29 protein-coding genes, 3 tRNA genes, 1 other RNA gene and 1 pseudogene are annotated in these 25,839 nt (G+C 62.0%); 14 read left to right on the forward strand and 20 right to left on the reverse strand.

The annotated features are described in order from the left end of the window. Window positions 1–213: 213 nt before the first annotated feature. The 5 genes from ACSH0F_RS14800 to efp form a co-directional block, all read right to left on the reverse strand. Window positions 214–297, reverse strand: a tRNA-Leu gene (locus ACSH0F_RS14800). Between the two features lie 68 nt (window positions 298–365). Beyond that, window positions 366–704, reverse strand: coding sequence for a hypothetical protein (locus ACSH0F_RS14805; protein ID WP_435203873.1), 339 nt, complete (start codon window positions 702–704; stop codon window positions 366–368). 110 nt (window positions 705–814) lie between these two features. Continuing rightward, complete coding sequence (locus ACSH0F_RS14810) at window positions 815–1,633, reverse strand: inositol monophosphatase family protein (protein ID WP_435203874.1); 819 nt, start codon at window positions 1,631–1,633, stop codon at window positions 815–817. A 10-nt stretch (window positions 1,634–1,643) separates the two neighbouring features. Further along, a complete protein-coding gene (locus tag ACSH0F_RS14815; RefSeq protein ID WP_435203875.1) occupies window positions 1,644–1,994 on the reverse strand; it encodes a hypothetical protein in 351 nt (116 codons plus the stop codon). 12 nt (window positions 1,995–2,006) lie between these two features. Then, window positions 2,007–2,570 (reverse strand): elongation factor P, encoded by a 564-nt coding sequence (gene efp, locus ACSH0F_RS14820; RefSeq protein WP_435203876.1) that lies wholly within the window; start codon window positions 2,568–2,570, stop codon window positions 2,007–2,009. Window positions 2,571–2,717: 147 nt separating this feature from the next. Here efp and ACSH0F_RS14825 point away from each other — a divergent pair, with 147 nt between their 5' ends. Next, window positions 2,718–3,083: an elongation factor P gene (locus tag ACSH0F_RS14825; protein WP_435203877.1), complete on the forward strand. Its 366-nt coding sequence runs from the start codon at window positions 2,718–2,720 to the stop codon at window positions 3,081–3,083. A gap of 3 nt (window positions 3,084–3,086) precedes the next feature. Here ACSH0F_RS14825 and ACSH0F_RS14830 read toward each other — a convergent pair whose 3' ends face one another. Genes ACSH0F_RS14830 through thiE form a run of 3 tightly spaced genes read right to left on the reverse strand, consistent with a single transcriptional unit; the run spans window position 3,087 to window position 5,770 of the window. Continuing rightward, entirely contained in the window at window positions 3,087–3,782 is a 696-nt protein-coding gene (locus tag ACSH0F_RS14830) for a M23 family metallopeptidase (RefSeq protein ID WP_435203878.1), read from the reverse strand. Between the two features lie 17 nt (window positions 3,783–3,799). Then, on the reverse strand, window positions 3,800–5,095 hold the full coding sequence (locus tag ACSH0F_RS14835; protein WP_435203879.1) for a L,D-transpeptidase family protein: 1,296 nt from the start codon (window positions 5,093–5,095) through the stop codon (window positions 3,800–3,802). Window positions 5,096–5,140: 45 nt separating this feature from the next. Continuing rightward, on the reverse strand, window positions 5,141–5,770 hold the full coding sequence (gene thiE / locus ACSH0F_RS14840) for a thiamine phosphate synthase (RefSeq protein WP_435203880.1): 630 nt from the start codon (window positions 5,768–5,770) through the stop codon (window positions 5,141–5,143). Between the two features lie 80 nt (window positions 5,771–5,850). On the opposite strand from thiE, the gene ACSH0F_RS14845 reads away from it, so the two are divergent. Beyond that, window positions 5,851–6,240, forward strand: coding sequence for a hypothetical protein (locus ACSH0F_RS14845; protein ID WP_435203881.1), 390 nt, complete (start codon window positions 5,851–5,853; stop codon window positions 6,238–6,240). A 3-nt stretch (window positions 6,241–6,243) separates the two neighbouring features. Here the strand turns inward: ACSH0F_RS14845 and ACSH0F_RS14850 are convergent, their stop codons facing one another. Then, window positions 6,244–7,131, reverse strand: coding sequence for a fructose bisphosphate aldolase (locus tag ACSH0F_RS14850; protein WP_435203882.1), 888 nt, complete (start codon window positions 7,129–7,131; stop codon window positions 6,244–6,246). Between the two features lie 126 nt (window positions 7,132–7,257). Between ACSH0F_RS14850 and ACSH0F_RS14855 the strand changes: the two genes are divergently transcribed. Next, complete coding sequence (locus ACSH0F_RS14855) at window positions 7,258–8,016, forward strand: flavodoxin family protein (RefSeq protein ID WP_435203883.1); 759 nt, start codon at window positions 7,258–7,260, stop codon at window positions 8,014–8,016. On the opposite strand, the gene ACSH0F_RS14860 is transcribed toward ACSH0F_RS14855, so the two are convergent. From ACSH0F_RS14860 to tkt, 4 genes are read right to left on the reverse strand one after another with little or no spacing between them, the layout of a single operon-like run. Next, on the reverse strand, window positions 8,017–8,475 hold the full coding sequence (locus ACSH0F_RS14860) for a PaaI family thioesterase (protein ID WP_435203884.1): 459 nt from the start codon (window positions 8,473–8,475) through the stop codon (window positions 8,017–8,019). It lies immediately after the preceding gene. Beyond that, entirely contained in the window at window positions 8,472–9,671 is a 1,200-nt protein-coding gene (locus tag ACSH0F_RS14865; RefSeq protein ID WP_435203885.1) for a phosphoglycerate kinase, read from the reverse strand. Before ACSH0F_RS14865 ends, ACSH0F_RS14860 begins: the two co-directional genes overlap by 4 nt. Before the next feature lie 10 nt (window positions 9,672–9,681). Then, window positions 9,682–10,689 carry a type I glyceraldehyde-3-phosphate dehydrogenase gene (gene gap, locus ACSH0F_RS14870; RefSeq protein ID WP_435203886.1) on the reverse strand — a complete coding sequence of 336 codons (1,008 nt, stop codon included), beginning with the start codon at window positions 10,687–10,689 and terminating at the stop codon, window positions 9,682–9,684. A 15-nt stretch (window positions 10,690–10,704) separates the two neighbouring features. Beyond that, on the reverse strand, window positions 10,705–12,696 hold the full coding sequence (tkt, locus tag ACSH0F_RS14875; RefSeq protein WP_435203887.1) for a transketolase: 1,992 nt from the start codon (window positions 12,694–12,696) through the stop codon (window positions 10,705–10,707). A gap of 174 nt (window positions 12,697–12,870) precedes the next feature. Between tkt and ACSH0F_RS14880 the strand changes: the two genes are divergently transcribed. The 7 genes from ACSH0F_RS14880 to ACSH0F_RS14910 all read left to right on the forward strand — a co-directional run bounded on the left by ACSH0F_RS14880 (window position 12,871) and on the right by ACSH0F_RS14910 (window position 16,754). Continuing rightward, on the forward strand, window positions 12,871–13,089 hold the full coding sequence (locus tag ACSH0F_RS14880; RefSeq protein ID WP_435203888.1) for a hypothetical protein: 219 nt from the start codon (window positions 12,871–12,873) through the stop codon (window positions 13,087–13,089). Next, entirely contained in the window at window positions 13,086–13,403 is a 318-nt protein-coding gene (locus ACSH0F_RS14885; protein ID WP_435203889.1) for a cell division protein ZapA, read from the forward strand. Before ACSH0F_RS14880 ends, ACSH0F_RS14885 begins: the two co-directional genes overlap by 4 nt. A 26-nt stretch (window positions 13,404–13,429) precedes the next feature. Continuing rightward, window positions 13,430–13,617: non-coding RNA, 6S RNA (gene ssrS, locus ACSH0F_RS14890), on the forward strand. Window positions 13,618–13,646: 29 nt separating this feature from the next. Next, a complete protein-coding gene (locus ACSH0F_RS14895) occupies window positions 13,647–14,228 on the forward strand; it encodes a 5-formyltetrahydrofolate cyclo-ligase (protein ID WP_435203890.1) in 582 nt (193 codons plus the stop codon). 10 nt (window positions 14,229–14,238) lie between these two features. Next, the gene (locus ACSH0F_RS14900) at window positions 14,239–14,454 is read left to right on the forward strand and encodes a DUF2842 domain-containing protein (RefSeq protein WP_435203891.1); all 216 of its coding nucleotides are present in this window, start codon (window positions 14,239–14,241) and stop codon (window positions 14,452–14,454) included. 47 nt (window positions 14,455–14,501) lie between these two features. Next, window positions 14,502–15,938, forward strand: coding sequence for an MFS transporter (locus tag ACSH0F_RS14905; protein WP_435203892.1), 1,437 nt, complete (start codon window positions 14,502–14,504; stop codon window positions 15,936–15,938). A 33-nt stretch (window positions 15,939–15,971) separates the two neighbouring features. Beyond that, a complete protein-coding gene (locus ACSH0F_RS14910) occupies window positions 15,972–16,754 on the forward strand; it encodes a DNA-formamidopyrimidine glycosylase family protein (RefSeq protein ID WP_435203893.1) in 783 nt (260 codons plus the stop codon). 13 nt (window positions 16,755–16,767) lie between these two features. Here the strand turns inward: ACSH0F_RS14910 and ACSH0F_RS14915 are convergent. The 5 genes from ACSH0F_RS14915 to thyA form a co-directional block, all read right to left on the reverse strand. Beyond that, a tRNA-Asp gene (locus tag ACSH0F_RS14915) sits at window positions 16,768–16,844 on the reverse strand. Between the two features lie 303 nt (window positions 16,845–17,147). Continuing rightward, entirely contained in the window at window positions 17,148–18,461 is a 1,314-nt protein-coding gene (locus ACSH0F_RS14920) for a dihydrolipoamide acetyltransferase family protein (protein ID WP_435203894.1), read from the reverse strand. 5 nt (window positions 18,462–18,466) lie between these two features. Further along, window positions 18,467–19,528, reverse strand: a complete 1,062-nt coding sequence (locus ACSH0F_RS14925) for an alpha-ketoacid dehydrogenase subunit beta (protein WP_435203895.1) — start codon at window positions 19,526–19,528, stop codon at window positions 18,467–18,469. After that, window positions 19,525–20,838 carry a 3-methyl-2-oxobutanoate dehydrogenase (2-methylpropanoyl-transferring) subunit alpha gene (locus tag ACSH0F_RS14930; RefSeq protein ID WP_435203896.1) on the reverse strand — a complete coding sequence of 438 codons (1,314 nt, stop codon included), beginning with the start codon at window positions 20,836–20,838 and terminating at the stop codon, window positions 19,525–19,527. The genes ACSH0F_RS14925 and ACSH0F_RS14930 overlap by 4 nt, the downstream gene beginning before the upstream one ends. Before the next feature lie 91 nt (window positions 20,839–20,929). Beyond that, complete coding sequence (gene thyA / locus ACSH0F_RS14935) at window positions 20,930–21,886, reverse strand: thymidylate synthase (RefSeq protein WP_435203897.1); 957 nt, start codon at window positions 21,884–21,886, stop codon at window positions 20,930–20,932. A gap of 79 nt (window positions 21,887–21,965) precedes the next feature. Here thyA and ACSH0F_RS14940 point away from each other — a divergent pair. The 4 genes from ACSH0F_RS14940 to ACSH0F_RS14955 all read left to right on the forward strand — a co-directional run bounded on the left by ACSH0F_RS14940 (window position 21,966) and on the right by ACSH0F_RS14955 (window position 24,057). Further along, window positions 21,966–22,042 (forward strand) — tRNA-Pro (locus ACSH0F_RS14940). An 85-nt stretch (window positions 22,043–22,127) separates the two neighbouring features. Then, complete coding sequence (locus ACSH0F_RS14945) at window positions 22,128–22,256, forward strand: Entericidin EcnA/B family protein (RefSeq protein ID WP_278327012.1); 129 nt, start codon at window positions 22,128–22,130, stop codon at window positions 22,254–22,256. Between the two features lie 94 nt (window positions 22,257–22,350). Continuing rightward, window positions 22,351–23,550: a diguanylate cyclase gene (locus ACSH0F_RS14950; RefSeq protein ID WP_435203898.1), complete on the forward strand. Its 1,200-nt coding sequence runs from the start codon at window positions 22,351–22,353 to the stop codon at window positions 23,548–23,550. Window positions 23,551–23,589: 39 nt separating this feature from the next. Beyond that, a complete protein-coding gene (locus ACSH0F_RS14955; RefSeq protein ID WP_435203899.1) occupies window positions 23,590–24,057 on the forward strand; it encodes a low molecular weight protein-tyrosine-phosphatase in 468 nt (155 codons plus the stop codon). A gap of 38 nt (window positions 24,058–24,095) precedes the next feature. Here ACSH0F_RS14955 and ACSH0F_RS14960 read toward each other — a convergent pair whose 3' ends face one another. Next, window positions 24,096–24,536, reverse strand: coding sequence for a hypothetical protein (locus tag ACSH0F_RS14960; RefSeq protein WP_435203900.1), 441 nt, complete (start codon window positions 24,534–24,536; stop codon window positions 24,096–24,098). A gap of 173 nt (window positions 24,537–24,709) precedes the next feature. Continuing rightward, window positions 24,710–25,839, reverse strand: a pseudogene (locus tag ACSH0F_RS14965) (IS3 family transposase); the annotation flags it as partial.

Below are 25,839 nucleotides of genomic sequence, written 5' to 3' on the forward strand. Positions count from 1 at the left end.
ATAGCTCATCGCGTGCGGCCCGCGGGTTCGGGCACCGTCGACTTTCCGACGCCTCACGGCGTCCGAAACTCTAAACGTCAGCGGAATGTCCGTTTTTGGTGTGAGCCTGAGTGGTTTCGGACATTCGGGACCATGTTTTGACCTACCTGCGACCCCGGTCGAATACCCAACCCTGAGATAATCATGGAAAACCAAGCGATTAGCTCAAGATTTTGGTACCCCTGGCCGGACTCGAACCGGCACTTCAAAGAAACTCGATTTTGAGTCGAGCGCGTCTACCAATTCCGCCACAGGGGCACTGTGCGGGCAAGAGCGCGGCGGATAGCTTGGGGGCGCGGGCGATACAAGCGCCGAAATCGCTTGGTTCAGAAATCCCATCCGATCGCGACATGGGCCAATCCCGGCAATCCTTTACGGGGTTTTCCGAGAGCGCCTGCAGTCAGGAACGGGCCATCCTTGGCGAGAGGCAAGGTCACAACCGGCGGATCCCACGCGATAATGCGGGTGTCGGTACCGCGAGGGAGAAGCGGTTCGTCCTGCATAACACGCCTGGCTTCCACGCGGTCAGGTACGGCGAGATCGAAGGTCGAATTTAGCGGAAGATTTTCGGCCTTACTCTTGAGTTGCGCGGGCTCACCTGGATCGGCGGCGGTCGGGATTGCATATGCTGCGCACGAAAATGCAATTCCGATAGCGAGTTTCACCAGCGACCGACCTTTCTGTATGCAGAATGGACGCTCGGCAGGTTTGGTTAGTTCCCGATTTGAAAGTGATGCAAACCGGTCGTTTGCCCAGAACCGGCGTTGGCTGAAAGCTACTTGAGCGCCGATACGAGCAGCTTGTGCAGCTTCGAATGCAAAGCGTCGTTCGCTGCGAGGATCTGCTCGTCATGTACCGGTTTCGAGCGACCGCGATAGTCGGTCATGAACCCACCAGCCTCACGCACCAGCAAGCCGCCGGCAGCGGTGTCCCACGGGCTCAGGCAACTTTCCCAAAAGCCGTCGAAGCGGCCGGCAGCGACCCAGGCGAGGTCCAGCGAAGCGGCGCCGAAGCGCCGGATGCCTGCGACATTCGGCCCGATCGCGCCATAGATGCGCGACCATTCGTCGAAATTGCCGACGCCCTGGAAGGGCATACCCGTCGCGATCAGCGCGTCGGACAGGTTCCTGCGGGAGGATACCCGCAACCGGCCATCGTGCAGCCACGCACCGCGCGATTTTTCGGCCCAGAAGGTCTCGTCGGTGATCGGCTGGTAGACGACGGCCGCAGTGACATCGCCCCATCCTCCACCGCCGAGCTTGGGCTCCTGCGCCGCGATCGAAATGGCGAAATGCGGGATGCCGTGGAGGAAGTTGCTGGTGCCGTCGAGCGGGTCGATGATCCAGCGCGGCTGGTCGGGCGCGCCTTCGATCGTGCCGGCTTCCTCCAGCACGAAGCCCCAGTCGGGCCGCGCCTGTTTGAGCTCGTCGTACAGCGTGCGTTCTGCGCGAATATCGGCTTTCGAAACGAAATCCGCAGGGCCCTTGCGGCTCACCTGCAGATGTTCGATCTCGCCGAAGTCGCGACGCAGGCGGCCACCCGCCTTGCGCGCGGCCTTTTCCATCACGCGGATCAGTCCCGACAATGCGGCCATGGTAACTCTCTTATTCGGTAAGGACGCGGATCGAGCGCGCCTGGAGATGGATGTCGCCCCATTCGGAGCGCATGTCGAAGCGCGAGCCTTCGATACTAAACTCGGATATATCGAAGCGCTTCTTGCCTTCCACCCCGCCTTCGGGCCGGTCGAGCGACAGCTTCGATATCCCTGCGAATTTCAGCATCCCGGGATGGAAACAGCAGTCATCTTCCTCGCCCGGCTGTTCGTAATCGGCATGAGCGGGATCGAGGCAGAAATCCATCTCCAGCACCAGTTCGTCGTCATTGATAATCACGCCTAGCAAGACGCTCTTCTCGATGTCGATATTCTCGAACCGGCTGGCGATGGATTTACCCATGATGCGCGTCCTCTAGTTGGCCTTGCCGACGTAGCTCTGTTCGTAAACGTCGACGATAATGCGCGTGCCGCTTTCGATATGCGGCGGCACCATGATACGAACGCCGTTGTCGAGCACGGCGGGCTTGTAACTGGAGGAAGCGGTCTGCCCCTTCACCACGGCGTCGGCCTCGACGATCTCGGCTTCGACCTGCGCGGGCAGTTCTACCGAGATCGGCTTTTCTTCCCACAGTTCCAGCTTCACCTGCATGCCGTCCTGCAGAAACGGGCGGGCATCGCCCAGCAGGTCGCTCGGCAGGTTGATCTGCTCGTAGGTGTTCTGGTCCATGAAAACGAGCATGTCGCCGTCTTCGTAGAGGAACTGATACTCCTGCGTGTCGAGCCGCACCTTTTCGACCGTGTCGGCGCTGCGGAAGCGGACATTGGTCTTGCGGCCGTCCTGCAGGTTCTTCATCTCGACCTGCATGTAAGCGCCGCCCTTGCCGGGCTGGGTGTGCTGGATCTTGGCGACCTTCCAGATGCCGCCTTCGTATTCGATGATGTTGCCCGGACGGATGTCCACGCCGCTGATCTTCATGGGGAAGCTACCTTCGACTTGTAAAAGAGCTGGCCACCATTGCTGCGATGACCTCGTGCGCCGCGCGCCTTAGCCGAGTGGAGGCACGCGGGCAAGGCGAGTGGAAATTCGGGCGATGTCTGCTATGTAGGGGGGTGGACGGATATTATGAGACTCAACGCACTCAGCATCGCGCTCGCATGCATTGCGGGCCTTCTCACTTCACCCCTCGACGCGCAGGGTCGGCTGACGCTGCTCGACCGCGGCACGTACATCTGCGCCCTCCCCGGCGACGCGACCGGCAGCGCCTGGGTCGAACAGGCGGGTCGCGAGTTTACGATCGAAGGCGGATCGAGTTACGACACGCCGCGCGGCGGCGGCACCTACCTCATGGAAGGCCGGCAGGTCATCTTCACCCGCGGCCCGATGCGCGGCGTGAAGCTGATGCTGTTGAGCTCGGGCCTGCTTCAGGAGATCGGTCGCGACGGAAAGCTCGGTCGCCTGCGCTGCCACCGGACCGGAGCCCGGGACTAGCGTTTAGCGCTGCGTTAACAGGGTATATGGGTTGAGGGCATTGGCCGGCTCCCACCATTCCGCATCCTTCGTCGTCTGCATGATCGCGAAATGGAGATGCGGCGCATCTTCGCTCGCATTGCCGCTGCTGCCCACCGTGCCGAGACGCTGACCGCGGCGGACGCGCTGGCCCTCCTTCAACCCTTCCGCATACTTGTCGAGATGGGCGTAGTAATAGATCGTCTCGCCGTCAGTCGAGCGGACGTAGACCGTATTGCCGCCCGCTTCGGACTTGAACAGGCGCTCGATCTGGCCGGGTGCGGCAGCGACGACGCTCGTGCCGGTCGGCGCCATGATGTCGATGGCTTCGTGCAGACGATCGCCACCACTTCTCGAATCACTGAAAGTATCGGTCAGATCACTGGGCCGGATATTAAGCACCGGAATTTGCAGGGTTCCCGGCGCCGACGACGCCGGTGCGCGAACCACATTCGTGTCGAGTGGATCGGGACCGGAGCCCGGCGTTTCCGGAGCCGACATCGTGCCGCCGGGCACAGTGTCGGTAGCCTCAGGGCTCGGCGCGGCCTCTGCCGGCCGCGTGCTGTCGCGCTGGCCCTCACTCGTCGCGTTTTCGATCAGGCTGCCGCCCACGATGATCCATACCGCACTAGTCAGCGTGGCCGTGAAGACGATGGTGAGGATGCGGTCGACGAGCTTCATGAGAGCTCTCTAGCGCCTCACGCCTCGAAAATCACCTCTGTCGATTGCGACACCATTCCGGCGAGCCGCGCGGCATCCCAGTTGGTCAGGCGCACACAGCCGCTGCTTTGCGCCCGGCCAATGGTTTCGGGATCGGGCGTACCATGGATGCCGTAATGTTCCTTGCTGAGATCAATCCATACCACGCCGACTGGTGAATTCGGGCCGGGCGGCAGCTGGAAAGTCTCGCCGTCTTCCTCACCGCCGCTCAGCACTTCGGGATCGTAGCTGTAGGGCGGATTGTACGCCTCGCCGACGATGTCCCATTCACCGAGCGGCAGCGGGAACTGGCTGGAGCCGGAGCTGACCGTGAACAATGCTACGAGCTTTTCACCCTGGTACGCCTTCAGCGTCTTGTCAGCCTTGCTGACAACGATCCGATCGACCTCGGGCTGATCGCTGCCGACACCGAGGGAGGCGAGGGTTTGCAGCCAGCTCGTGTCCTCAATCGAACCGGGTGCGATGCGGTCGCCGCCGATATTCGGTACGCGGATCTGCTGGCCGGGGGTGAAGTAACTCTCGCTGGACGAACTGTCGTTGGACGCCGTGCGCGTAGAACTCGCGCTGGGCGTCGGTGTCGGCGTCGAACCGCCCGTAGCCGTAGGCGATGCCGTCGGCGTACCGCTCGCCGAGCTGCTCGCGCCTGCGGGGCGGCCATTCGGATTTAGCTGCTTGAGCACATCGACGGTCGTATGGAAGCGCTCCGCGAGCCGCTCGTCGAGCGATTTATAGCCCATGCGCTCAAGCTCGGCCTTTGCCTCAGTTTCCTCGGGGATGTCTGTGTACTCGGCATCGCTCCAGCTGGCCGGGATGGTCACGACGCGCGTAGCCGGGATGCGCTCCCACTCGGCCAGTGCTTCCTTCGTTGCATCGTCTAGTTCGCCCGTCACGTCGAGGTCGTTCGCTTCCTGAAAGCCATTGAGCGCATTTTCGGTGCTCATGCCCATCTTGCCGTCGATCACGCCCGGCCCGAAACCGATACGATCCAGCACGACTTGCGCCTGCATGATCGGGCGGTCTTCGGGGTCCGGGATATCGGCGGACTGTGTCCCATTGGCAGAATCAGTGGCGGACGCATTCATATAGCGCTCGTCGTTCGAAGCCATGGTGTCGGCGAGATTGTCGTCGCCATAGGTCTCGTAACCGTAATCGTTCTGCGCGGTGCTAGTCGCGTCGGTCTGTGGCTGATCGGCACTGTCCGCACCGCCCGATCCGCAAGCGGAAAGCGCCAGGAGCGATGCGGCAAGTGCGAGAGTACGGGGCTTGAACGACATTGTGCAATCTCCTGAAATCGGGACGCATCCGGTCCCTTCAGGATGTCAAACTCGCGCCTCGCCGATTTGCTCCACAAAGGCTTTCACGGCAGCCACTTCGTCGCCGGACCAGATTGCGCCCGACACGGCGAGAAAGTCGGCTCCGGCCTTGATCAGGGGTGCGCAATTTGCCGGAGTGATGCCGCCGATAGCCACCGACGGCAGCTCGACCATCTCGCTCCACCATTCGAGCAGTTCGATTTCCGCTCGATGCGAGGTTTCCTTGGTTTCGCTCGGAAAGAATGCGCCGAATGCGACATAATCCGCCCCAGCCTCGCCCGCTTCCAGTGCGAGATGGCGAGAATCGTGACAGGTCACTCCGATCTGCGCTTCCCGGCCTAGGTCTGCGCGGGCCTCGCGCGGATCGCCGTCGCCCTGGCCTAGATGAACACCATCGGCTCCGAGGCGTTTGGCGAGTGCGACGTCGTCATTGACGATAAAGGCCACTTCACGCGCGGCGCAGATCGCCTGCAGGGGCTCGGCAAGACGCGCTGCCTCGTGCTGGTCGAGGCCTTTCACCCGAAACTGGAACGCGGTAGCGACGCCCTTCCCCGCATCGAGAGCGCGTTGGAGGCGCTCGGGAAAGGTGCCCGACATATCGAGCGGCGAGATCAGATACAGCTGGCAATCGGTCATCGGCCGCGTTCTCTAATGCGCTCGCCGCAATTCGTCACCCGTTCAGATGAGCGACAGCGTCGCTGGCCGCTAATGCGCAGATGAAGACTGCCCTTGCCGCCGCACTCGCCTTGCCGCTGACCGCCTGCGCGATCATCCCCCACACCCCACGCGTGAACGGCGATGCTGCGGCGCAAGGCACGCCGGTTGCGCTCGGCGAAGCGGTATGGACGGGCGACACCATTATCAAGCCGCTGGCGGTTACCGAAGACAGCCGCTGCCCCGTCGACGTTCAATGCGCCTGGGCGGGCAAACTGACGGTCTCGACTCGGATTACCGCGACAAGCTGGGCGCAGACTGCCCCTCTGACGCTTGGCGAACCCTACGAGGTTCTCGGGCGGACCTATGTCCTCACATCGGCAACGCCGGAAAAAACTGCGGTCGGAGAAATCCCGGCTACCGAGTATCGCTTCACCTTCGAACGGCGCTGAGCGTCAGGTCACACTCGCAGCGTGGATCTGGTCGATCGCGCCCGAGAGCGTGCCGTCGAAATCCTCGTCGCTCTGATTGTGCCGCAAATCCTGTAGCAGGCCGCGGCTGAAGCTTGCGATCATGCCGGGATTCTTTGCGAGTTCGGCGCAAGCCTCGTCGGTCGAGTAGCCACCCGAGAGCGCGACGACGCGCAGCACCTTGGGGTGGTTGGTCAGACCGGAGTATAGGCCTGCCGTCTTCGGGATAGAGAGCTTCAGCATGACCTGCTGACCGTCAGGCAGCGCGTTGAGACCTTCTTCGATCGCTTCCAACAGGATCGCTTCGCCCTCCGCGCGGTCCGCGGAGGTGATGTCGTATTCCGGCTCCAGCATTGGCACGAGACCGGTCGAGAGGATCCGCGCACCTTCGGCGAATTGCTGGCGCACGGCTTCCTTGATGCCGACCGGATTGGCCGACTTCACGACCGAACGCATCTTGGTGCCGAAAACGCCGAGGTCCTTGGCGCGGCGGCACATGTCTTCGAGGCCCGGATTGGGCTTCATCAGCTGGGCCCCGTCGCGTTCCTTTTCTAGGCCCTTGTCGACTTTGAGGAAGGGGACGATGCCGCGCTCGTTTAGACGCGCCGGAACGCTTTTACCGCCGCTCTCGCCGTCCATGGTTTTCTCGAACAGGATGGCGCCGATGACCTTGCCGTTACCGAAGCACGGTGCCTCGATAATGCGCTGGCGCATTTCATGGATGAGGCTGAACATTTCGTCTTCTGTGGTCCAAGCGCTGTCCTCGACGCCATAGCCCTTAAGCGCCTTGGGCGTGGAGCCGCCCGACTGGTCGAGCGCTGCGATAAAGCCCTGGCCGGTGGCGACGCGCGCCTTCATGTCGTCGAAAGTCATCGGGAAGTCCTCGTGCCTGTGCATTCGTATGCGCGCCCTTTAGCCAAGCGGTTTCGCACCTGCAACAGCGCGCGGGTAACTTATGACGTGCCGGGACGTATTGGTTGGAGAGAAGAGGAGAAACGGATGCTGGACGATACGCAAGAGCAGCTTTGCAAAAACAACAGGACCGACTTTTCCGATCTGAAGGCACTGACGATCAATTGCACGCTCAAGCCCTCGCCGCAGGGGTCGCATACCGACAAGCTGCTGGGCGTTGCCGAAGCTATCCTCGTGAAGAACAATGTCGGCCTCGAAACGGTCCGGCTGGTCGATCATGCAATCGCACCGGGTGTCTATCCGGATATGACCGAGCACGGCGCAAAACAGGACGATTGGCCCGCCATCTGGAAGAAGGTCCAGGCCGCTGACATCCTAATCGTCGGAACCCCGATCTGGCTGGGCGAGAAATCTTCCGTGTGCCAGCGCCTGATCGAGCGGCTTTACGCACATTCCGGCCAGACCAACGACAAGGGGCAATATACCTTTTACGGCAAGGTCGGCGGCTGCATCGTCACCGGCAATGAGGACGGCATCAAGCATGTCGGCATGGGCGTGCTCTACTCGCTCCAGCACGTCGGTTACACCATCCCCCCACAGGCGGACGCCGGGTGGATCGGCGAGGCAGGCCCCGGCCCCAGCTATGGCGACGCAAAAGAGGACGGGAGCGGTTATGTCGGCTTGGACAACGACTTCACCCGCCGGAACACCACTTTCATGACGTGGAACCTGATGCATTTCGCGCGCATGCTGAAGGATGCAGGCGGCATTCCGGCGTGGGGCAACACCGTCGACCTGTGGAAGGAAGGCTACCGCTTCGACGCGCCCAATCCGGACTATCGTTGATCAGTCCCTTCGGGTGATCTTGCGGATGATCCCGTTGAAGCTGAGCACCGGAGTGCCATCGGCGGTGATCTTGCCGACGACGTAGATCGTCTTGCCGCCAGCCCGCACGACTTCACCGCGCGCCTCGATCAGCTGGCCGACACGCGCGGGATCGAGAAAGTCGCCTGCAAGGTGCATAGTAACTCCATGCGACTCGGCCAGAGCATCGGTGGCGATGGTGAACAATGCGCTATCGGCAAAGGTCATCAGGCAACCGCCATGCATGAAGCCGGCACCATTCATGTGCCGTTCTTCCGCGCGGAAAGCGGATACGTAATCGCCATTCTCGTCGCGGCGCTCGTAGAACGGACCGGCGCGCTGCTCGAAAGCGTCGCTGTTCCAGGTGGACCAGCCTGCGAATTCGCCTTCGGTGACCGGGATCAGCCCGCCGCCCGATCCGACAGCTTCGTTCTCGCTCATGCGCTCAACGCGGCAACGCCCGGCAGGTCCTTGCCTTCCATCCATTCGAGGAAGGCGCCCCCGGCGGTCGAAACGAAAGTGAAATCATCCTTCACGCCTGCGTGAGCTAGCGCGGCGACGGTATCGCCCCCGCCAGCCACAGAGGTCAGCGAGCCGTCCTGCGTCAAAGCGGCGGCCGTCTTAGCCAAGGCGACCGTGGCGGCGTCGAAAGGCTCGGTCTCGAAGGCACCCATCGGACCGTTCCACACCAGCGTGCGGCAGGTCTTGAGCACATCGCCGAGAGCCTCCGTCGCGAGCGGGCCGACGTCGAGGATCATCTCGTCATCGGCAACCTCGTGGACGTTGCAGGTGCGCAGCGACGAGGGGTTGGCAGCGAATTCCTTTGAGACCACGACGTCATACGGCAGATGCACCGTGCAACCGGCGTGGTCCGCTTCGTCCATGATCCGGCTGGCCGTATCGGTGAGGTCGTGCTCGCACAGCGATTTGCCGACATCGACACCCTTCGCGGCGAGGAAGGTGTTCGCCATGCCGCCGCCGATAATCAGATGCTGGACCTTGCCGACGAGATTTTCGAGCACGTCGAGCTTGGTCGAGACCTTCGCCCCGCCGACCACTGCCGCCACCGGCTGTTCCGGACTGCCGAGCGCGGCGTCGAGCGCCTTCAATTCCGCCTCCATCGCACGACCAGCGTAAGATGGCAGATGGTGCGCCAGCCCCTCGGTCGAGGCGTGCGCGCGGTGCGCGGCAGAAAAGGCGTCGTTGACGTAGAAATCGCCATGAGCCGCAATGCCCTTGGCGAAGTCCGGATCGTTGGCTTCCTCGCCGGGCCAGAAGCGGACGTTGTCGAGCAGGCCGATATCGCCATTGCCGAGAATGCCGATCGACTGTTCGACCACCGGGCCCATGACCTCGGGGATGAACATGATCTCCTTGCCGAGCACCTTTTCGACATCGCCCTGCACGAAGCTGGTCGACATGGTCGAGTGGCGCTGTCCCTTGGGACGGCCGTAATGCGCGAGCAACAGGACCTTGGCACCCTTGTCGGCGAGTTCGAGGATCGTGGGTTTCACCACCTCGACTCGCGTGACATCGGTGGCCGATCCGTCCTTCATCGGAAGGTTGAGATCGACGCGTACCAGCGCGACCTTGCCGGTGATATCGCCAAGGTCGTCCAGGGTCCTGAAATTGCTCATCGAATAGTCCTTACAGGAACTTCGCCATCACGCCGGCGGTGTCGAGCATGCGGTTCGAGAAGCCCCACTCATTGTCGTACCAGCTGACGACACGGGCGAGCTTGCCTTCCATCACGCTGGTCTCGAGGCTGTCGATGGTCGAGCTGGCGGGATAGTGGTTGAAGTCCGAGCTGACGAGCGGCTGGTCGGTATAGTCGAGCACACCCTTCATCTTGCCTTCTGCCGCTTCCTTCAGCGCCGCATTCAGCTCCTCGGCGCTGGTGTCGCGGCCGGGGGTGAAGACGAGATCGACGAGGCTGACATTCGGCGTCGGTACGCGGACCGAGCTGCCGTCGAGCTTGCCGGCCAGTTCAGGCAGGACGAGACCGACAGCACGGGCAGCGCCGGTGGTTGTCGGGATCATGTTCTGCGCCCCGCCGCGGGCCCGGCGCATGTCGCCATGCATCTGGTCGAGCATGCGCTGGTCGTTGGTGTAGCTATGGATCGTGGTCATGAAGCCGCGCTCGATCCCGACTGTGTCGTGGAGCACCTTGGCCATCGGCGAGAGGCAGTTGGTGGTGCAGCTTGCATTGGAGACGATGACGTCCTCGGAGGTCAGCACGTCGTGGTTCACGCCGTAGACGATGGTCGCGGAGACATTCTTGGCCGGGGCCGAGATCAGCACGCGCTTGGCACCCGCATCGAGATGCGGACGGCAGGCTTCGTCGGACTGGAAGAAGCCCGTGCACTCGAGCACGATGTCGATACCCTGCTCGCCATGCGGAAGCTTGCCGGGCTCACGCTCGCTGGTGACCGCGATGCTCTTGCCGTTGACGATGATGGCGTTGTCGCCGGTCTCGACCGTGCCGGGGAAGCGGCCGTGCGTGCTGTCATACTGGAACAGCAGCGCATTCGCCTTGGTGTCGGCCAGGTCGTTGATGCTGACCAGGTCGAGATCGTGATCGTCACGCTCCAGAATGGCGCGCGCCACGAGGCGGCCGATACGTCCGAAACCGTTGATTGCAACCTTCGTCGCCATGGAAGAAACTCCTGCTTAGCCGTTCAATTTGTTCATGATTTGCGGGACGATCGCGTCCGCGGTGAGGCCGAATTTTTCGAACAGGTCGGGCGCCGGCGCACTGGCGCCGAAGCGGTCGATACCGATGTTGAGGCCATTGGCCATGGTGTAGCGCTCCCACCCGAAGGTCGTGCCCGCTTCGATGCTGACCCTCAGTATCTTGCCGGGATCGACATTCGGCAGAAGGTCGGCCTTGTAGCTTTCGTCCTGCTCGTCGAAAAGTTCGGTGCAGACCATCGAAACGACATCCGCGCCAATGCCCTGCTGTTCCAGTTGCTCGGCGCATTCCAGCGCGACGTGCACTTCGGAACCGGTCGCGATCAGGATGACGCGCCGCTCTGCGCTAGCCTGCTTGAGGCGGTAGGCGCCCTTCGAGCACAGGCCGGTTTCGTCCGGCGTGTTGCGAACCTGCGGCAGGTTCTGGCGGCTGAGCGCCAGCACGGTCGGCCGATCCTTCTCGCGCAGGGCCATGTCCCAGCACTCGGCTGTCTCCACCGCATCGGCAGGCCGCATGACAAGGAGGTTCGGGATCATCCGCAGCGACTGGACATGCTCGATCGGCTGGTGGGTCGGACCATCCTCGCCAAGGCCGATGCTGTCGTGCGTCATCACGTAGATTACGCGCGCTTCCTGCAACGCCGAAAGCCGGATCGCTCCGCGGCAATAGTCGGTGAACACCAGGAATGTGCCGCCATAGGGAATTACCCCGCCATGCAGCGCCATGCCGTTCATCGCCGCGGCCATGCCGAATTCGCGGATGCCGTAATAGATATAGCGACCCGAATAATCGTCCGCGGTGAAAGGGCCGATGCCCCCGGCCTTGGTGTTGTTCGAGCCGGTCAGGTCGGCACTACCGCCCATGGTCTCGGTCAGCTGGCCGTTGATCTGCGCCAGCGCCATCTCGCTGGCCTTGCGCGTCGCGACCTTCTGCGGTTCGGCGATGAGCTTGCCCATATATTCTTCAAGGCTGAAGCTCTCGGGCAAATCGCCCGCCATTCGGCGTTCGAAGTCGGCGCGACGACCGTCGTTGGAGAGGCGGTCGAGCCAGCTACGATAGGCGTTCTGCCCGTTTTCGGCAGTGCCGCGCCAGTCGGCCAAGACCTGTTCGGGAATTTCGAAAGGTTCCGCATCCCAGCCGAGCTGCTCGCGGGCGGCGGCGATTTCGTCGTCGCCCAGCGGCGCGCCATGAGTTGCGCTGGTGCCCTGCTTGTTCGGAGCACCCTTGCCGATCACAGTGCTGCAGGCGATCAGCGAGGGACGTTCGTCCGCCCCTGCCTCGTCGAGCGCGCGGCGGATATCGTCGAAATCGTGACCGTTGCAGCTCACGACATGCCAGCCGGTCGCTTCGTAGCGCGCCTTGATGTTCTCGCTGGTCGAGAGGTCGGTCGACCCGTCGATGGTGATATTGTTATCGTCCCACAGCACGTTCATCCGGCCGAGCTTGAGATGCCCCGCCAGCCCGATCGCCTCGTGGTTGATTCCTTCCATCAGGCAGCCATCGCCCGCGATCACCCAGGTGCGGTGATCGACCAGATCGTCACCGAAATCGGCGTTCAACTTGCGCTCGGCAATCGCCATGCCGACGGCCATCGCCAGGCCTTGCCCCAGCGGACCGGTGGTGCATTCCACTCCGGCGAGAAGGAAGTTTTCCGGGTGGCCTGCACAGGGGCTACCGAGCTGGCGGAAATTGCGGATGTCTTCGATTGTCGGCGCATCGTAGCCCGAGAGGTGGAGCAGCGCGTAGATCAGCATGGAGCCATGACCTGCGGACAGGACGAAGCGGTCGCGATCGGCCCAGTCGGGCGTCTTGGGATCGTGCTTCAGATACTCGCCCCACAATACGGTGGCGACATCGGCCATACCCATCGGCATGCCGGGATGCCCCGAATTCGCCGCCTGTACCGCATCCATCGAAAGCGCCCGGATGGCGTTGGCCATCTGGACCATGCGGGACGTTTCAAGGCTCATGCTGATGCTCTCCGGAAAAGGGCCGATTCGACGCGCGGAAGCCATCGCGGAGGGGAGGCGGCAGGTCAAGGCGGCTACCGGGCCATGCACAGGTGGCCCTGGACTGACCCAACTTATCAACAGGACGCCGCAAGCCTTTGCCTATAATCGGCAATCTTGGTAATTTGGGACATCATGTCGGCAGAACGCATCACCCAGGCGATGGAACGTATCGACCGCGCGCTGAGCCGGATCGAAACACAGGCGGCCCTCGCGCGCCATTCCGGCAACGCTGCGCCAGAGAACGACGATGCTGGCGGTAGCGAGCTCGCGCAGCGGCACGAAGCCTTGCGCGAACAGGTCGAAAGCAGCCTTGCCGAACTTGATACGCTGATCGAAAGCCTCGAGAAATGAGCGATGTCACGCTGAAAGTCGGCGGGCGTAATTACACCGTCGCCTGCCAAGATGGTCAGGAAGCGCATATCGAGCGTCTTGCCGGGGTGATCGACAACAAGCTGAGCACGATGGGTGCTAATCTTTCCAATCAGGAAGCGAAAAACCTCCTGTTTGCGGCCCTTCTTTTGGCCGACGAGCTGGATGAAGCGCAGAACGCTCCGCCGCCGCTTCCCCCGCCAGCAGCTCCGGATTTCGATAGTGCCCGGCTCGCTACCCAGCTCGAACGCATCGCCGGTGCGCTGGAGAATGCGGCAACCACCCTTGAGAGCTGACGGCGCGCATCCTAAATAGCATGGTGGCGGGGCTGCCCGGCACGAGCCGCATGAATATCCCTGAGGCTATAAGCAATCCTAGGGAGCTGTCCCTGCCCTGGAACACGGGCCACTGCGTTCTTCGGAACGGAACCCGGGAACCGGGGTATACGGCGCCCACCTGACGTTTTAGGCGTCAGAGGATTTCAAGGTAACGACCCATGGTGGTCCCGCCACACCATCGCAGACAGGATGCCTCCAAGCGTGACACTTCCGAGCAAGGACGACCTGCGACATGATCTCCGCGCCGCGCGCAAAGCGCATGTCGAGGCTCTGCCAGACAGCATGCGCGCACTCGTCTTCCACCGCCCCCCTGCTCCGCTGCTTGACCTAGTGCCAGATGGCGCCGTGATCGGCCTGTACCGGGAGAATGCGTATGAGGCGCCCGCTACGTCCTACGCGAAGTTCTTTCTCGAGCGCGGTCACGAAATCGCCCTGCCCCGTTTTGCGGGTGGCGGCGCACCGATGGAGTTCGCGCGTTTCGCCGATCCTTTCGAGGGGGAGAATCTGGAAGAAGGGCCTTTTGGGCTGATGCAGCCTCCGTCGGAGGCACCGTCGATGCAGCCTGCCGTATTGCTGGTCCCCCTCGTCGCTTTTACCGATAGCGGCGAACGGCTCGGCCAAGGTGGCGGGCATTACGATCGCTGGCTGGAAGCCCATCCGGAAACGGTCGCGATCGGCATGGCATGGGATTGCCAGAAGTGCGACCGGCTGCCGGTGGAAGCACACGACAGGCGTCTGCAAGCCGTCGTTACGCCCACCCGCTTTTACGGACCATTCGCATGAGGGGTCACCGATGAGAGACGAACCGACCTGGCGGATACCTGTAGGCCTGCTGGGCCTACTCGCCGCGCTGCTGGTCTACGGCATCGTCATTGCACGCTATGTGCCCGAGCTGATCGGCGGATGGCACGCGCTGGCGCAGACGATAGTGTATCTCTTCCTCGGCCTCGTCTGGCTGCTTCCGTTGCGGCGCTTCCTGATCTGGATGGAAACCGGGCGCTGGGGCTGATTGCCAAGCCTCACTCGCTGCCCTAGCCTCTTCTCCGGGAGAGAAACATGGCAACACACAGCGGCGGCGCAAGCCTGCCCGTTAGCGAGAAACCGTCGGTCGGGCTCAAGCTCGCGCATGGGTTCGGCGCGGCGGCTTTCGGCATCAAGAACAACGGGTTCGATTACTTCCTGCTGCTGTTCTACGGCACGGTGATCGGGCTGGAGCCGGGACTGGTCGGCCTTGCCATCCTGATCGCACTGGTTTTCGATGCCTTGTCGGACCCTCTTGTCGGGTATTGGTCGGACAATTTCCGCAGCCGCTGGGGCCGTCGCCACCCCTTCATGTACGCCGCAGCCGTTCCAGTGGCGCTCAGTTATTTCCTGCTCTGGAATCCACCCGACTGGGGGCAGACCGGATTGTTCCTGTATCTCACGGTCATCGCGATCCTGATCCGCACCTTCATCACATTCTACGAGACGCCCAGCACCTCGCTGATTCCCGAGCTCGCAGCCGATTACGACGAACGCACCAGCCTGCAGTCCTATCGCCTGTTCTTCGGCTGGGCGGGCGGCAATATCATGAGCGTGATCATGTTCGGCGTACTGCTCGCCGGTCCGCTGGGGATGCGCGATCCGGAAGCCTTCGCAACCTATGGCATCATAGGCAGCGTCACGATCTTCCTCGCCATCATGGTGTCAGCTGTGGGCACACATCACCGCATTCCCCACCTGCACCGCCCGGTGGCCACCGGCGAGCGTTACAGCGTTCGCCGCATCTTCCGCGAGATGATCGAAACGCTCAGCGAACGAAGCTTCATCGCGCTTTTCCTGGCGATGGTGTTTTTCTCCGTGGCGACCGGCTTGGCGGCATCGCTGTCCTTCCTGATCCTCAATTATTTCTGGGGCTTCAGCGAATTCCAGATCTTCATCTGGACCTGCTCGGTATTTTTTTCCGCGCTGTTCGGCTTCCTTCTCGCCCCGTGGTCGACCCGGAAATTGGGTAAGAAGAAAGCCACGATCGTGTTGGGCTTGCTGGCGTTTACGATCCAGCCTGCGCCCGTGCTGCTTCGTCTTGTCAGTGCGATGCCCGAAAACGGCGATCCGCTGCTCTTTCCGCTGGTGCTGGCGATCAACGTGATCGACCTCGCGCTAATCATCGCGGTTTCGGCAGTCGCCTATTCGATGATCGCCGATCTGGTGGAGGCGAACCAGCTCAAGACCGGTCGGCGGAGCGAAGGGGTCTATTACGCGGCGATCACTTTCACCCGCAAGACCACACAAGGGCTCGGCGTGTTGGCTGCCGGCGTCATCCTGTCCGCTATCGCCTTTCCGGAAGGCACCGAGTTGAACAGCGTGTCCGAAGACACCCTGTGGGCGCTAGGCGCAGGTTATGCGCCGTCGCTGCTCGTTCTGTGGCTAGCTGGGCTCTATTGCATATCACGCTACAAGATCGATCGCGCGGAGCACGAGGCCAATTTGCGCCAATTGGCAGAGCGGGGCTGAGGAACAGCGACCCACGGCCTTCGTTCGACTGCTATGCCCGAACTACCCGAGAACGAGGCCCAGCGCCTGACACTTGAACGCGCGTGTCTCAATCGCACAATCGAAGCGGTCGAGCTGGGGAGCGATATCAGTTACATCGAACTTCCCGGCGACAACGCGCGCCAGCGACTCCTCGGTCATCAATTTACGCAGACCCGGCGGCATGGGAAGAACATCTTCGCCGGATCGAAGACTGGTCCGTGGATCGCCGTGCATCTGGGCATGACCGGCAAATTGGTGTCATTCGAAGCACCCGACGAAGCACCGGATTACACCAAGCTGCTTATATTCTTCGAAGGCGACCGCCGCCTGGCTTTTCGCTGCCCCCGCAAGCTCGGCCATGTCCGGATCATCGACGACGTGGACCGCTATATCGCAAGCGAGAAGCTCGGCCCCGATGCGCTCGATATCGGCAAGGCCGAGTTCGTCGAAGCCATCGGCAGCACGCGCAGCGCGATCAAGTCGGCGCTGATGAAGCAGGAGCGGATGGCCGGGATCGGAAATCTCTGGTCCGACGAGATACTATTCCAGACCGAGATCAATCCAGAGGCCCGCGCAAATACGCTTGATGATACGACATTAGGCTCGCTGCACACCGCGATGCGCCGTATCCTGCAGGGCGTCGTCGATACCGAGGCGCATTATTCGCAGCTGCCGCGCAAATGGCTGATCCAGCACCGCGACAAGGGCACGGAATGTCGACGCTGCGGGGGTGAGATCGCGACGGCCAAGGTAGGCGGGCGAACCGCCTACTATTGCAAGAGCCATCAATCGTAAGGAAATCCCCAAGTGGCGCGAGTGACGGGACTCGAACCCGCGACCTTCGGCGTGACAGGCCGACACTCTAACCAACTGAGCTACACCCGCGTAGCCACTTGGGAGCCGCGCAGTTAGGGCAGGCTCCGATTCCTGTCAATGCAGATCGCCACGCTTTTTTGTCCTTTTTTCGCAGCTGCCGGATACGACCGGTTTTTGCCCGAAATTTACTCGTCCCAGCGAGCATCGCCCCCGTCCTAATCCGCATAGGGAACGGAAGAGCGTAATGCTGAAAACAGCTTTTCTGGTCGTGTCGCTCACAATGCTCGCAGGCAGGGCGCTGGGGGCGCAATCGGCGCTGCATATCTAATCGCAGGCCTATCCGCCCGTTGCGACACCGTGAGGCGCAGCGCGCTAGCTGACGAGGATCAGCGCCGGCGCTTCGAGCAGCTTCTTCAACGCCTGGACGAAGCTCGCCGCATCCCAGCCGTCGACGACGCGGTGGTCGCAACTGATCGAGATATTCATCAGCTTGCGCTTCTCGATCCGCTCCGCGCCATCACTGCCGGTGACGTACATCGGCCGCTCGATGATCCGGTTCGGCCCGATGATCGCCACTTCCGGGCGGTTGATGACCGGCGTCGTCGCGACGCCGCCGAGCGGACCGAGGGAGGTGACGGTCAGCGTGCCGCCCTGCATCTCTTCCGACTTGGCGGTTCCGCTCCGCGCTGCGTCTGCGAGGCGCGAAATCTCGTTTGCGAGCTGCCACAGGTTCTGCGCCTGCGCGTTCTTGATGACCGGCACCATCAGGCCCGCGTCGGTCTGGGCCGCCATGCCCATGTGGACGGAGCCATAACGCGTGACCACGCCGGCCTCGTCGTCATAGCGCGCATTCATCATCGGGAAGTCGGGCAGCGTCTTGCAGATCGCGGTGATCAGCATCGGCAGGATCGTCAGCTTCGGCTTGTCGCCGCGATTGGCGTTGAGCTGCGCACGCAATTCCTCGAGGTCCGTAACGTCGACCTCTTCAACGTAAGAGAAGTGCGGGATGTTGCGCTTCGATGCGGCCATATTCTCGGCGATGCGGCGACGCATGCCGATAACCTTCTTTTCCTCGTCCTCGCGTGTGGGCGCAGCCGAGCCATAGCCCGAGTTGTAAGACAGGAACTGGTCGAGATCGCCATGGCGGACCCGGCCGTCTTCGGCAGGCTTCACCTGCGCCAAATCGACGCCGAGATCCTTGGCGCGTTTGCGCACTGCGGGGGTAGCAAGGACCTTCGTATCCGCTTTGGCCTTCGGCTTCGGAGCGGGCGTCGGCGACGGAGCAGGCGGCGGACTGGGATCGGCCGCCATAGCATCGTCTGCATCGGACGGGTCGGGATTCTCGACCTCGATTCGCTCTTCGACGTCATCATCTTTCGGGGCAGGTGCGGGCGTGGCATCCGCGGCCGCCTCGTTTTCCTCGGCGACCTCGTCGGGCACTTCACCCTCGACCTCGATTACGACCAACATGGAGCCGATCGAGACCATGTCGCCCTCGCCGCCGGCGATCTCCAGGATCTTGCCGTTGACCGGGCTTTCCATCGGCACGGTCGCCTTGTCGGTCATCATATCGACGAATTCTTCGTCTTCCTGGACCGTGTCGCCGACCTGCTTGTGCCATTGCACGATTTCCGCTTCGGCGATGCCTTCGCCGATGTCGGGCATATTGAATGTGAACTTCGCCATTGCGGTTACTCCGCCAAAATCTTGTCGAGGGCCTCGCCGATACGGATCGGGCCCGGGAAATACGCCCATTCGAGGCTGTGGGGATAAGGTGTGTCGAATCCGGTCACGCGTTCGACCGGTGCCTCGAGGTGGTAGAAACACCGTTCGGTAACCAGCGCGGAAAGTTCCGCGCCGAACCCGCTGGTGCGGGTCGCCTCGTGGACGATCAGACAACGCCCGGTGCGCTCGACCGAAGCCTCGATCGCCTCGATATCGAGCGGTACGAGCGTGCGCAGGTCGAGGATGTCTGCTTCGATGCCCTTCTGCTTGCACACCTCTTCGACCACATGGACCATGGTGCCATAGGCAAGGATCGTGACGCGATCGCCTTCCGTCACGCGCCGCGCCTTGCCGAGTGGGATGCTGTAATGCCCCTCTGGCACGACGCTTTCATCGAACCGCTTCCACGGCTGTGCCGGCTTATCGTAATAGCCGGAGAACGGCCCGTTATAGATGCGCTTCGGCTCGAAGAAGATGACCGGATCATTGTCTTCGATCGCGCTGATCAGCAGGCCCTTGGCGTCGTATGGTGTGGACGGAATGACCGTCTTCAGGCCCGAAACATGTGTGAAGATCGCTTCGGGGCTCTGGCTATGGGTTTGCCCGCCGAAGATGCCGCCGCCGAAGGGCGAACGCACGGTCATCGGCGCAATATACTCACCTGCCGAGCGATAGCGCAGCCGCGCAGCCTCGGAGATCAGCTGGTCGAGGCCGGGATAGATATAGTCGGCAAACTGGATTTCCGGCACCGGTCTCAGGCCATAAGCGCCCATGCCGACTGCCACTGCAATGATGCCGCATTCGGAGATCGGGGTGTCGAAGACGCGGGTCTTGCCGTATTTGTCCTGCAGGCCCGCGGTGCAACGGAAAACCCCGCCGAAATAGCCTACATCCTCGCCCATCACGACGACATCGGGATCCTTTGCCATCGACACATCGAGCGCATCGTTGATCGCCTCGATCATATTGAGGCGGCGTGTCGCGTCCTGCTCGCTCACGGGCGCGTTCTTGGTCTGCGCCTCGCTCATGCGCCCTTCCCTTCGTTCGGGAGCCCTTCGGGGAATTTGGTCTCGCGCTCGTGGATCGCCTGTTCTGCCTGCTCCTTGAGATGCCAGGGCAGCTCTTCGAATACATCTTCGAACATGGTCCGGAACGGATGGTGAAGCCCGTGGCCGAGAATGCCGTTGGCTTCGGCTTCCTTCGTCGTCTTCTTGACGTGCTCGGCCGCTTCTAGGTCCATCTTCTCCTGTCGTTCCTCGTCCCACTCGCCGAGCGCGATGAGGTGGTCCTTGAGACGCGTCACGGGATCGCCGAGCGGCCATTCGGTCCGCTCCTGAGCGCTGCGATAGCCGGTCGGATCGTCGGAGGTAGAATGGCCTTCCGCGCGGTAGGTGAAGAACTCGATCAGCGTCGGTCCGGCATTGGCGCGGGCACGATTGGCGGCCCACTGCTCGGCGGCATAGCAGGCCAGCGCATCGTTTCCGTCGACACGCAGTCCGGCCAAGCCATAGCCCAGCGCGCGTGCGGCGAATGTGGTGCGCTCGGCTCCGGCAAACCCGCTGAAGCTGCTGATCGCCCACTGGTTGTTGATGACGTTCAGAATGACCGGCGCGTTATAAACGGTCGCGAAGGTGCAGGCCGAGTGGAAGTCGCCTTCCGCAGTGCTACCCTCGCCAACCCAGGTGGCAGCGATCCGGCTGTCGCCCTTGATCGCGCTCGCCATCGCCCAGCCCACGGCCTGCGGAGTCTGCGTCGCGAGATTGCCGCTGATCGTGAAGAAGCTGTGCTCGCGGCTCGAATACATGATCGGCAGCTGCCGGCCCTTCAGCTTGTCGCCCTTGTTCGAGTAGATCTGGTTGATCATCTCGATCATCGGATAGCCACGCTGGATCAGGATGCCCTGCTGGCGATAGCTGGGGAAGACCATGTCGTCCGCTGCCAGCGCCATCGAAGCCGACACGCTGGTCGCTTCCTCGCCGGTGCATTTCATGTAGAAGCTGGTCTTGCCCTGACGCTGCCCGCGGAACATGCGCTCGTCGAACGCGCGGGTCATTGCCATGTGGCCCAGCATCTTGCGCAAGGTTTCGGGATCGAGCTTCGGATCCCAGGCACCGTGTGCCTTGTTGTCCTCGCCCAGCACGCGCACGAGACCGTAGGCGAGTTCGTGCATTTCCTTCGGATCGCACGTTTCGTCGGGACGTATCGCCGTGCCCGCCTCGGGCACCTGCAGATGCGAGAAATCGACCGCGTCGCCGGGCCGGAACTTGGGTTCGGGTACGTGGAGCGACAGCTTGGGGCGATTATCCCCCTGTCCGGCTCCTGAGGGCCTGTCGGCCATAAAAAACTCTCCCAGACGCAATCTTACGCGCAGGCGTTATATTATTTCACGCGCGCGAAACGGTCAAGGGATGGAGATCGCTCGGTCCGGATCACACGGCGACGGGCGCCTTGATGGGCCCGTGCGGCGTGTAGTCGCGAACCTCGAAATCCTCAATGCGATAGTCGAAGATCGTCGGCGGACGCCGCACTATGGCAAGCGTCGGATGCCCGCGAGGTTCCCGCGAGAGCTGCTCCTCGATCAGATGCTGGTGATTGAGATAAAGGTGCGTATCGCCGCCCATCCACACCAGTTCGCCCGGCTCGAGATCGACCTGCTGGGCGATCATCCGCGCCAGCAATGCTGCCGACCAGAAGTTGAACGGTAGGCCGAGCGCGACATCGCAACTGCGCTGGTAGAGCAGGCAATTCAGCCGGCCTCCCGCGACATGGAATTGGTAGGTCTTGTGGCACGGTGGCAGAGCCATCCGGTCGAGCTCCGCGACATTCCAGCCCTCGATGATGTGGCGCCTGCTACCGGGATTGCTGCGGAGCGATTCGACCACTTCGGCAATTTGGTTGATGCCCTCACCCGGCTCGAACAGCCCGTCCTTGCGATAGCGATAGGTCGGCCAGTCGACCCACTGCTTGCCATAGACCGGACCGAGGTCGCCCCAGCGCTGCGCAAAAGCCTCGTCGTCGGCGATCCGCTGCACGAAATCGTCGAGTGCGATGTGTTCGCCGGTCTCCTTGACGTAGCGCGCATGCGGCCACTCGTTCCAGATCTTGACGCCTTGCAGCACGAGCGGGCGGATATTGGTGTCCCCGGTGAGGAACCAGAGCATCTCCCGCGTTGCCGTCTTCCAGTAAACCCGCTTGGTGGTCAGCAGCGGCATTGCGCCGTCCGTCATGTCGAATCGCAGACTCGCGCCAAAGACCGATCGCGTGCCGACACCGGTGCGATCGCGCCGCTCGTCGCCTTCGCACCAGATGCGCTGCATCAGATCGAGATATTGCTGTTCGTAATGCGCGTTTTCCACGCCACCGGCTCTATCCCGAAAATCGGCCAAATGCCCGCTTGCGCGCGCAGCAATCCACACCTATAGGGCCGCCTCTGCCTCGCGGGGTCCGCCCCGCCACGCATCCGGTCGGGGAGTAGCTCAGCCTGGTAGAGCACTGTCTTCGGGAGGCAGGGGCCGGAGGTTCGAATCCTCTCTCCCCGACCAATTTCGTTCATCGCCGATCAACCCATCCTTCGTAACGACGCGGTGGACCGCGCCCGAGGGCGTCAGAGCAAAGGATGTCTTCGAGATGCTTCGCAAATTCGCCGTACTCGCCATGGTCGCCGCTGGTGCGATGTCGCTATCGGCCTGCAATACGGTGCGCGGGCTTGGCCAGGACATCCAATCGGTTGCAGACGCCGGAGACCGCGTGACCTGAAAGGCTGGCTAGCGGGCGATTTCGCATGCCGTGCTTATCGCCTCGTTAACCCTCTAGTCGCTAGGGCTCCGCGGATGAATGGGGCTCACCGATCATGTGGCTGATCAGGCACTTCGCGCGGCGATCGCGCGGATCGGACTGGCGCGCTTATTTCCTCATTGGATGCGTTGCCATTCTCGCCCTGCTATTGGCAGGAGCAAGCTGGAGCGCCCAGCGTTCGGCCAGCGAGCGTTCGGCCAACGAAGCCCGCCAGACACAAACCCTGGAAGTACTGCTCGAAACCGACCGGCTGCGCACCGCCGCGCTCCAACAGATACGCGGCGAGCGCGGCTATCTGCTGACCGACGACCCTCTCTTCCTGCAGCCATATCGTACTGGCGTGAGAGATGCGCAGGATGCTCGGGCGCGATTGGCGCAACTCATTGCGGACAACCCTGCACAAACCAGTCGCCTTGCAGCAATGGAGGAGGAGTTCGAACGCCTGAACGCCGTGTTTTCCGCCATGATCGAGCAACAGGAAACCGGCCGGAATGCCGAAGCGATCTTCTATATACGTCAAGGTGCCGATCGACGGGCGATCGAGGCAATACTCGCCGGCCTCTCGGAGATCGAACGGGCCGAGCGCGAACTGCTGCGTGAACAGACTGCCCTGGCGCAGCGCCGAGCACGCGAGAACGAGCTCTATCAATACGGGCTGACCGGGATCGGTGCCCTTTTGCTGGTCCTCGCCGCGGTTGCCACGTTCTACGTCCGCCGCGCCGTCGACGCCGAAGCGCAGGCGCGCCGCGAACTTCAACGATTTGCCGCCACCGATGCGCTGACCGGCTTGCCCAACCGGCGAAGCTTCATGGAATCGCTCGGTCGAGCGCTGGATCGCGCACAGATCGATTCTTCACGAAAGCTATGCGTCGCGATTTTCGATATCGATCACTTCAAGCGGGTGAACGATCGCTTCGGTCATCCGGCCGGAGACGAGGTTATCCGGGAAGTCGGAGTTCGCGCCCACGACTCCTTGCGAACGCGCGACCTCGTGGGCCGAATCGGTGGCGAGGAATTCGCAATCGTCCTGCCGAAGGCGGACATCGAAGGCGCGAAAACGGTCTGCGAGCGCTTGCGCCTTGCCATAGACGGCAAACCGGTGCGCCATGGCGACGCGATCATCCCCTTCACGATCAGCGTCGGCGTAGCCGAATTCCAGTCCGGCGACGACATCGACCATATAATGGCCCGCGCCGATGAAGCGCTCTACGAAGCCAAGACCGGCGGCCGCAACCAGGTCCGCGTCGCCGCCTGAGCACTTGCAGGCGGCCGTGTAGACGCCCAAGTCTGCACGATGGCCAAAACCAAAGTCCTGTTCGTCTGTCTCGGAAATATCTGCCGATCCCCCCTCGCCGAAGCGGCCTTTCGCAAGGCTGCAGAGGAGGCAGGACTCGAAGTCGAAGTCGATAGCGCTGGCACCGCCGATTACCACGTCGGCGAGCCGCCAGATCCGCGCAGCATCGAGGAGGCGCAGCGCCAGGGGATCGATATCCGCGGCTATTGCGGGCGCCAGCTGACCGCGGAAGACTTCCACAAATTCGATTTTATCCTCGGCATGGACAAGTCGAACATGCAGAATATCGCGCAGCGCGATCCCGGCGATGGCAAGGCGAAGGTGGCGATGCTGCTTGATCTGGTCCCTGGCCAGAAAGGACGGGAGGTCGGTGATCCTTACTACGGAGCGAAGGATGGTTTCGCAGCGACGTGGCGAGAGGTGGATGCTGCAGCCCGGGCGCTGGTAGCCATCATCCTTGATGAGTAGTCATGTAGTAGCCTGCCAGCCGCGAGTCCTTCAGGCGCTCATTTGCCAAGCTTCCGCTTCAATGCTTGGAATTTAGCCGGGCCGATCGCTTTCTTGAGTCGGCGCTTGGCACTGCCAGAACGGGTTGGCTGTAAATTCTTTATCATTTCCAGCGCCTCGCTTTCGTCGCCAGAGTCGACGAAGGCTTCAACCAGCATGGGGGCGTTCCGCATCTCGGTGCCAAAGAGGCGTTCGGCGATCGCGGCACTCTGGTCCTTGGCTGTGAAAGACAGATACTCCAAGCCCAAAGCTTCTACGTAGCCCTTGACCAGTTCAGGTGATTTTTCACCGAAATGACCACTTGCCGCGATGAAAGATTCAGCCTGATTTCCAAGCAATGAACCGGCGTGATTGTGTTGCGTAAATTCTGTTCCCTTGCCGTTGTTCACGAGAAGGATGCGCACGTTGTTGCCGAGATGACGATTACCGAGTGCATTCATGTCCCGAGTGCATTCATGTCATAGAAGAATGCGAGGTCGCCGATAACGAGATAGAAAAGCTTGTCCGGGTTTGCCAGTGCCGCCCCGACCAGCGTCGACTGTCCGTCGTCAGAACATTTGGCACAACTCGCGGCGTAGATCAGCGGAGTGTGGGCCTCGTCTTGGTTTGATGTTTAGGCGGCGAGCTTGCGGTGTTGCAAGCGCCGATGTTCGAGTGTCTTTCGCTTGATCCTTTCTCTTCGTTTGATGATGGCGGCAGCCCTGCCGAAGTAGGTATCGGCAGGTGTCACATTGTCGAGGCTCTCGTGGTATCGGCAGTGGTTGTAATGCTCGACGAAGGCCTCGATCTGCTGGTGGAGATCGCCGGGCAGGAAGTAGTTCTCTAGCAGCACGCGGTTCTTCAGGGTCTGGTGCCAGCGCTCGATCTTGCCTTGGGTCTGTGGGTGGAAGGGTGCGCCGCGCACGTGGCTCATCTTGTTGGCCTCGATGTATTCGGCCAGTTCCCCAGCGATGTAGCTGGGGCCATTATCGCTGAGCAGGCGGGGCCTGTGCAGCACGTTGGCGTGGTCGCAGCCTGAGGCTGCCAGCGCCATATCGAGCGTGTCAGTGACGTCCTCGGCTCGCATGGTGGTGCAGAGCTTCCATGCAATGATGTAGCGCGAGTAATCGTCGAGCACGGTCGAGAGATAGACCCAGCCCCATCCTATGATCTTGAAGTAGGTAAAGTCGGTCTGCCACATCTCGTTGGGCCGCGCGGTCTGCGTGTGGAACGCCTCGGAGGCCTTGATCACCGTGTAGGCCGGGCTGGTGATCAGATCATGAGCCTTGAGCAGCCGGTAAACCGTAGCTTCGGACACGAAGTAGCGCTTCTCGTCGGTGAAGCGCACCGCCAGCTCGCGGGGACTGAGATCGGTCTGCTCCAGAGCCATCTCGACGATCTGGTCCTGCACCTCGGGCCCAATACGGTTCCAAACCCGGCTCGGCGCTGAAGGACGGTCCTGGAGCGCCTCCGGCCCACCTTCGAGGTAGCGTTCATACCAGCGATAGAAGGTCCGCCGTGCCACGCCGAGCTGGTCCAGCGTACGCTTGGCGGACAGGTGCGACTGCTCGACGATCCTGATGATCTCCAGCTTCTCGGATGCGGGATACCTCATTCGTCGTCTCCCCCATCCGCGATCATGCTTTTTTTGAGCAGCCGGTTCTCCAAAGTGAGATCGGCCACGCACTCCTTCAGATCGCGCGCTTCACGGCGCAGATCCTTTACCTCGTCGGTGGTAGCAGCACGGGCTGTATCGCCAGCAAG

It is taken from the genome of Qipengyuania sp. 902, from assembly GCF_051195295.1.
Classification (GTDB): Bacteria; Pseudomonadota; Alphaproteobacteria; order Sphingomonadales; family Sphingomonadaceae; genus Qipengyuania.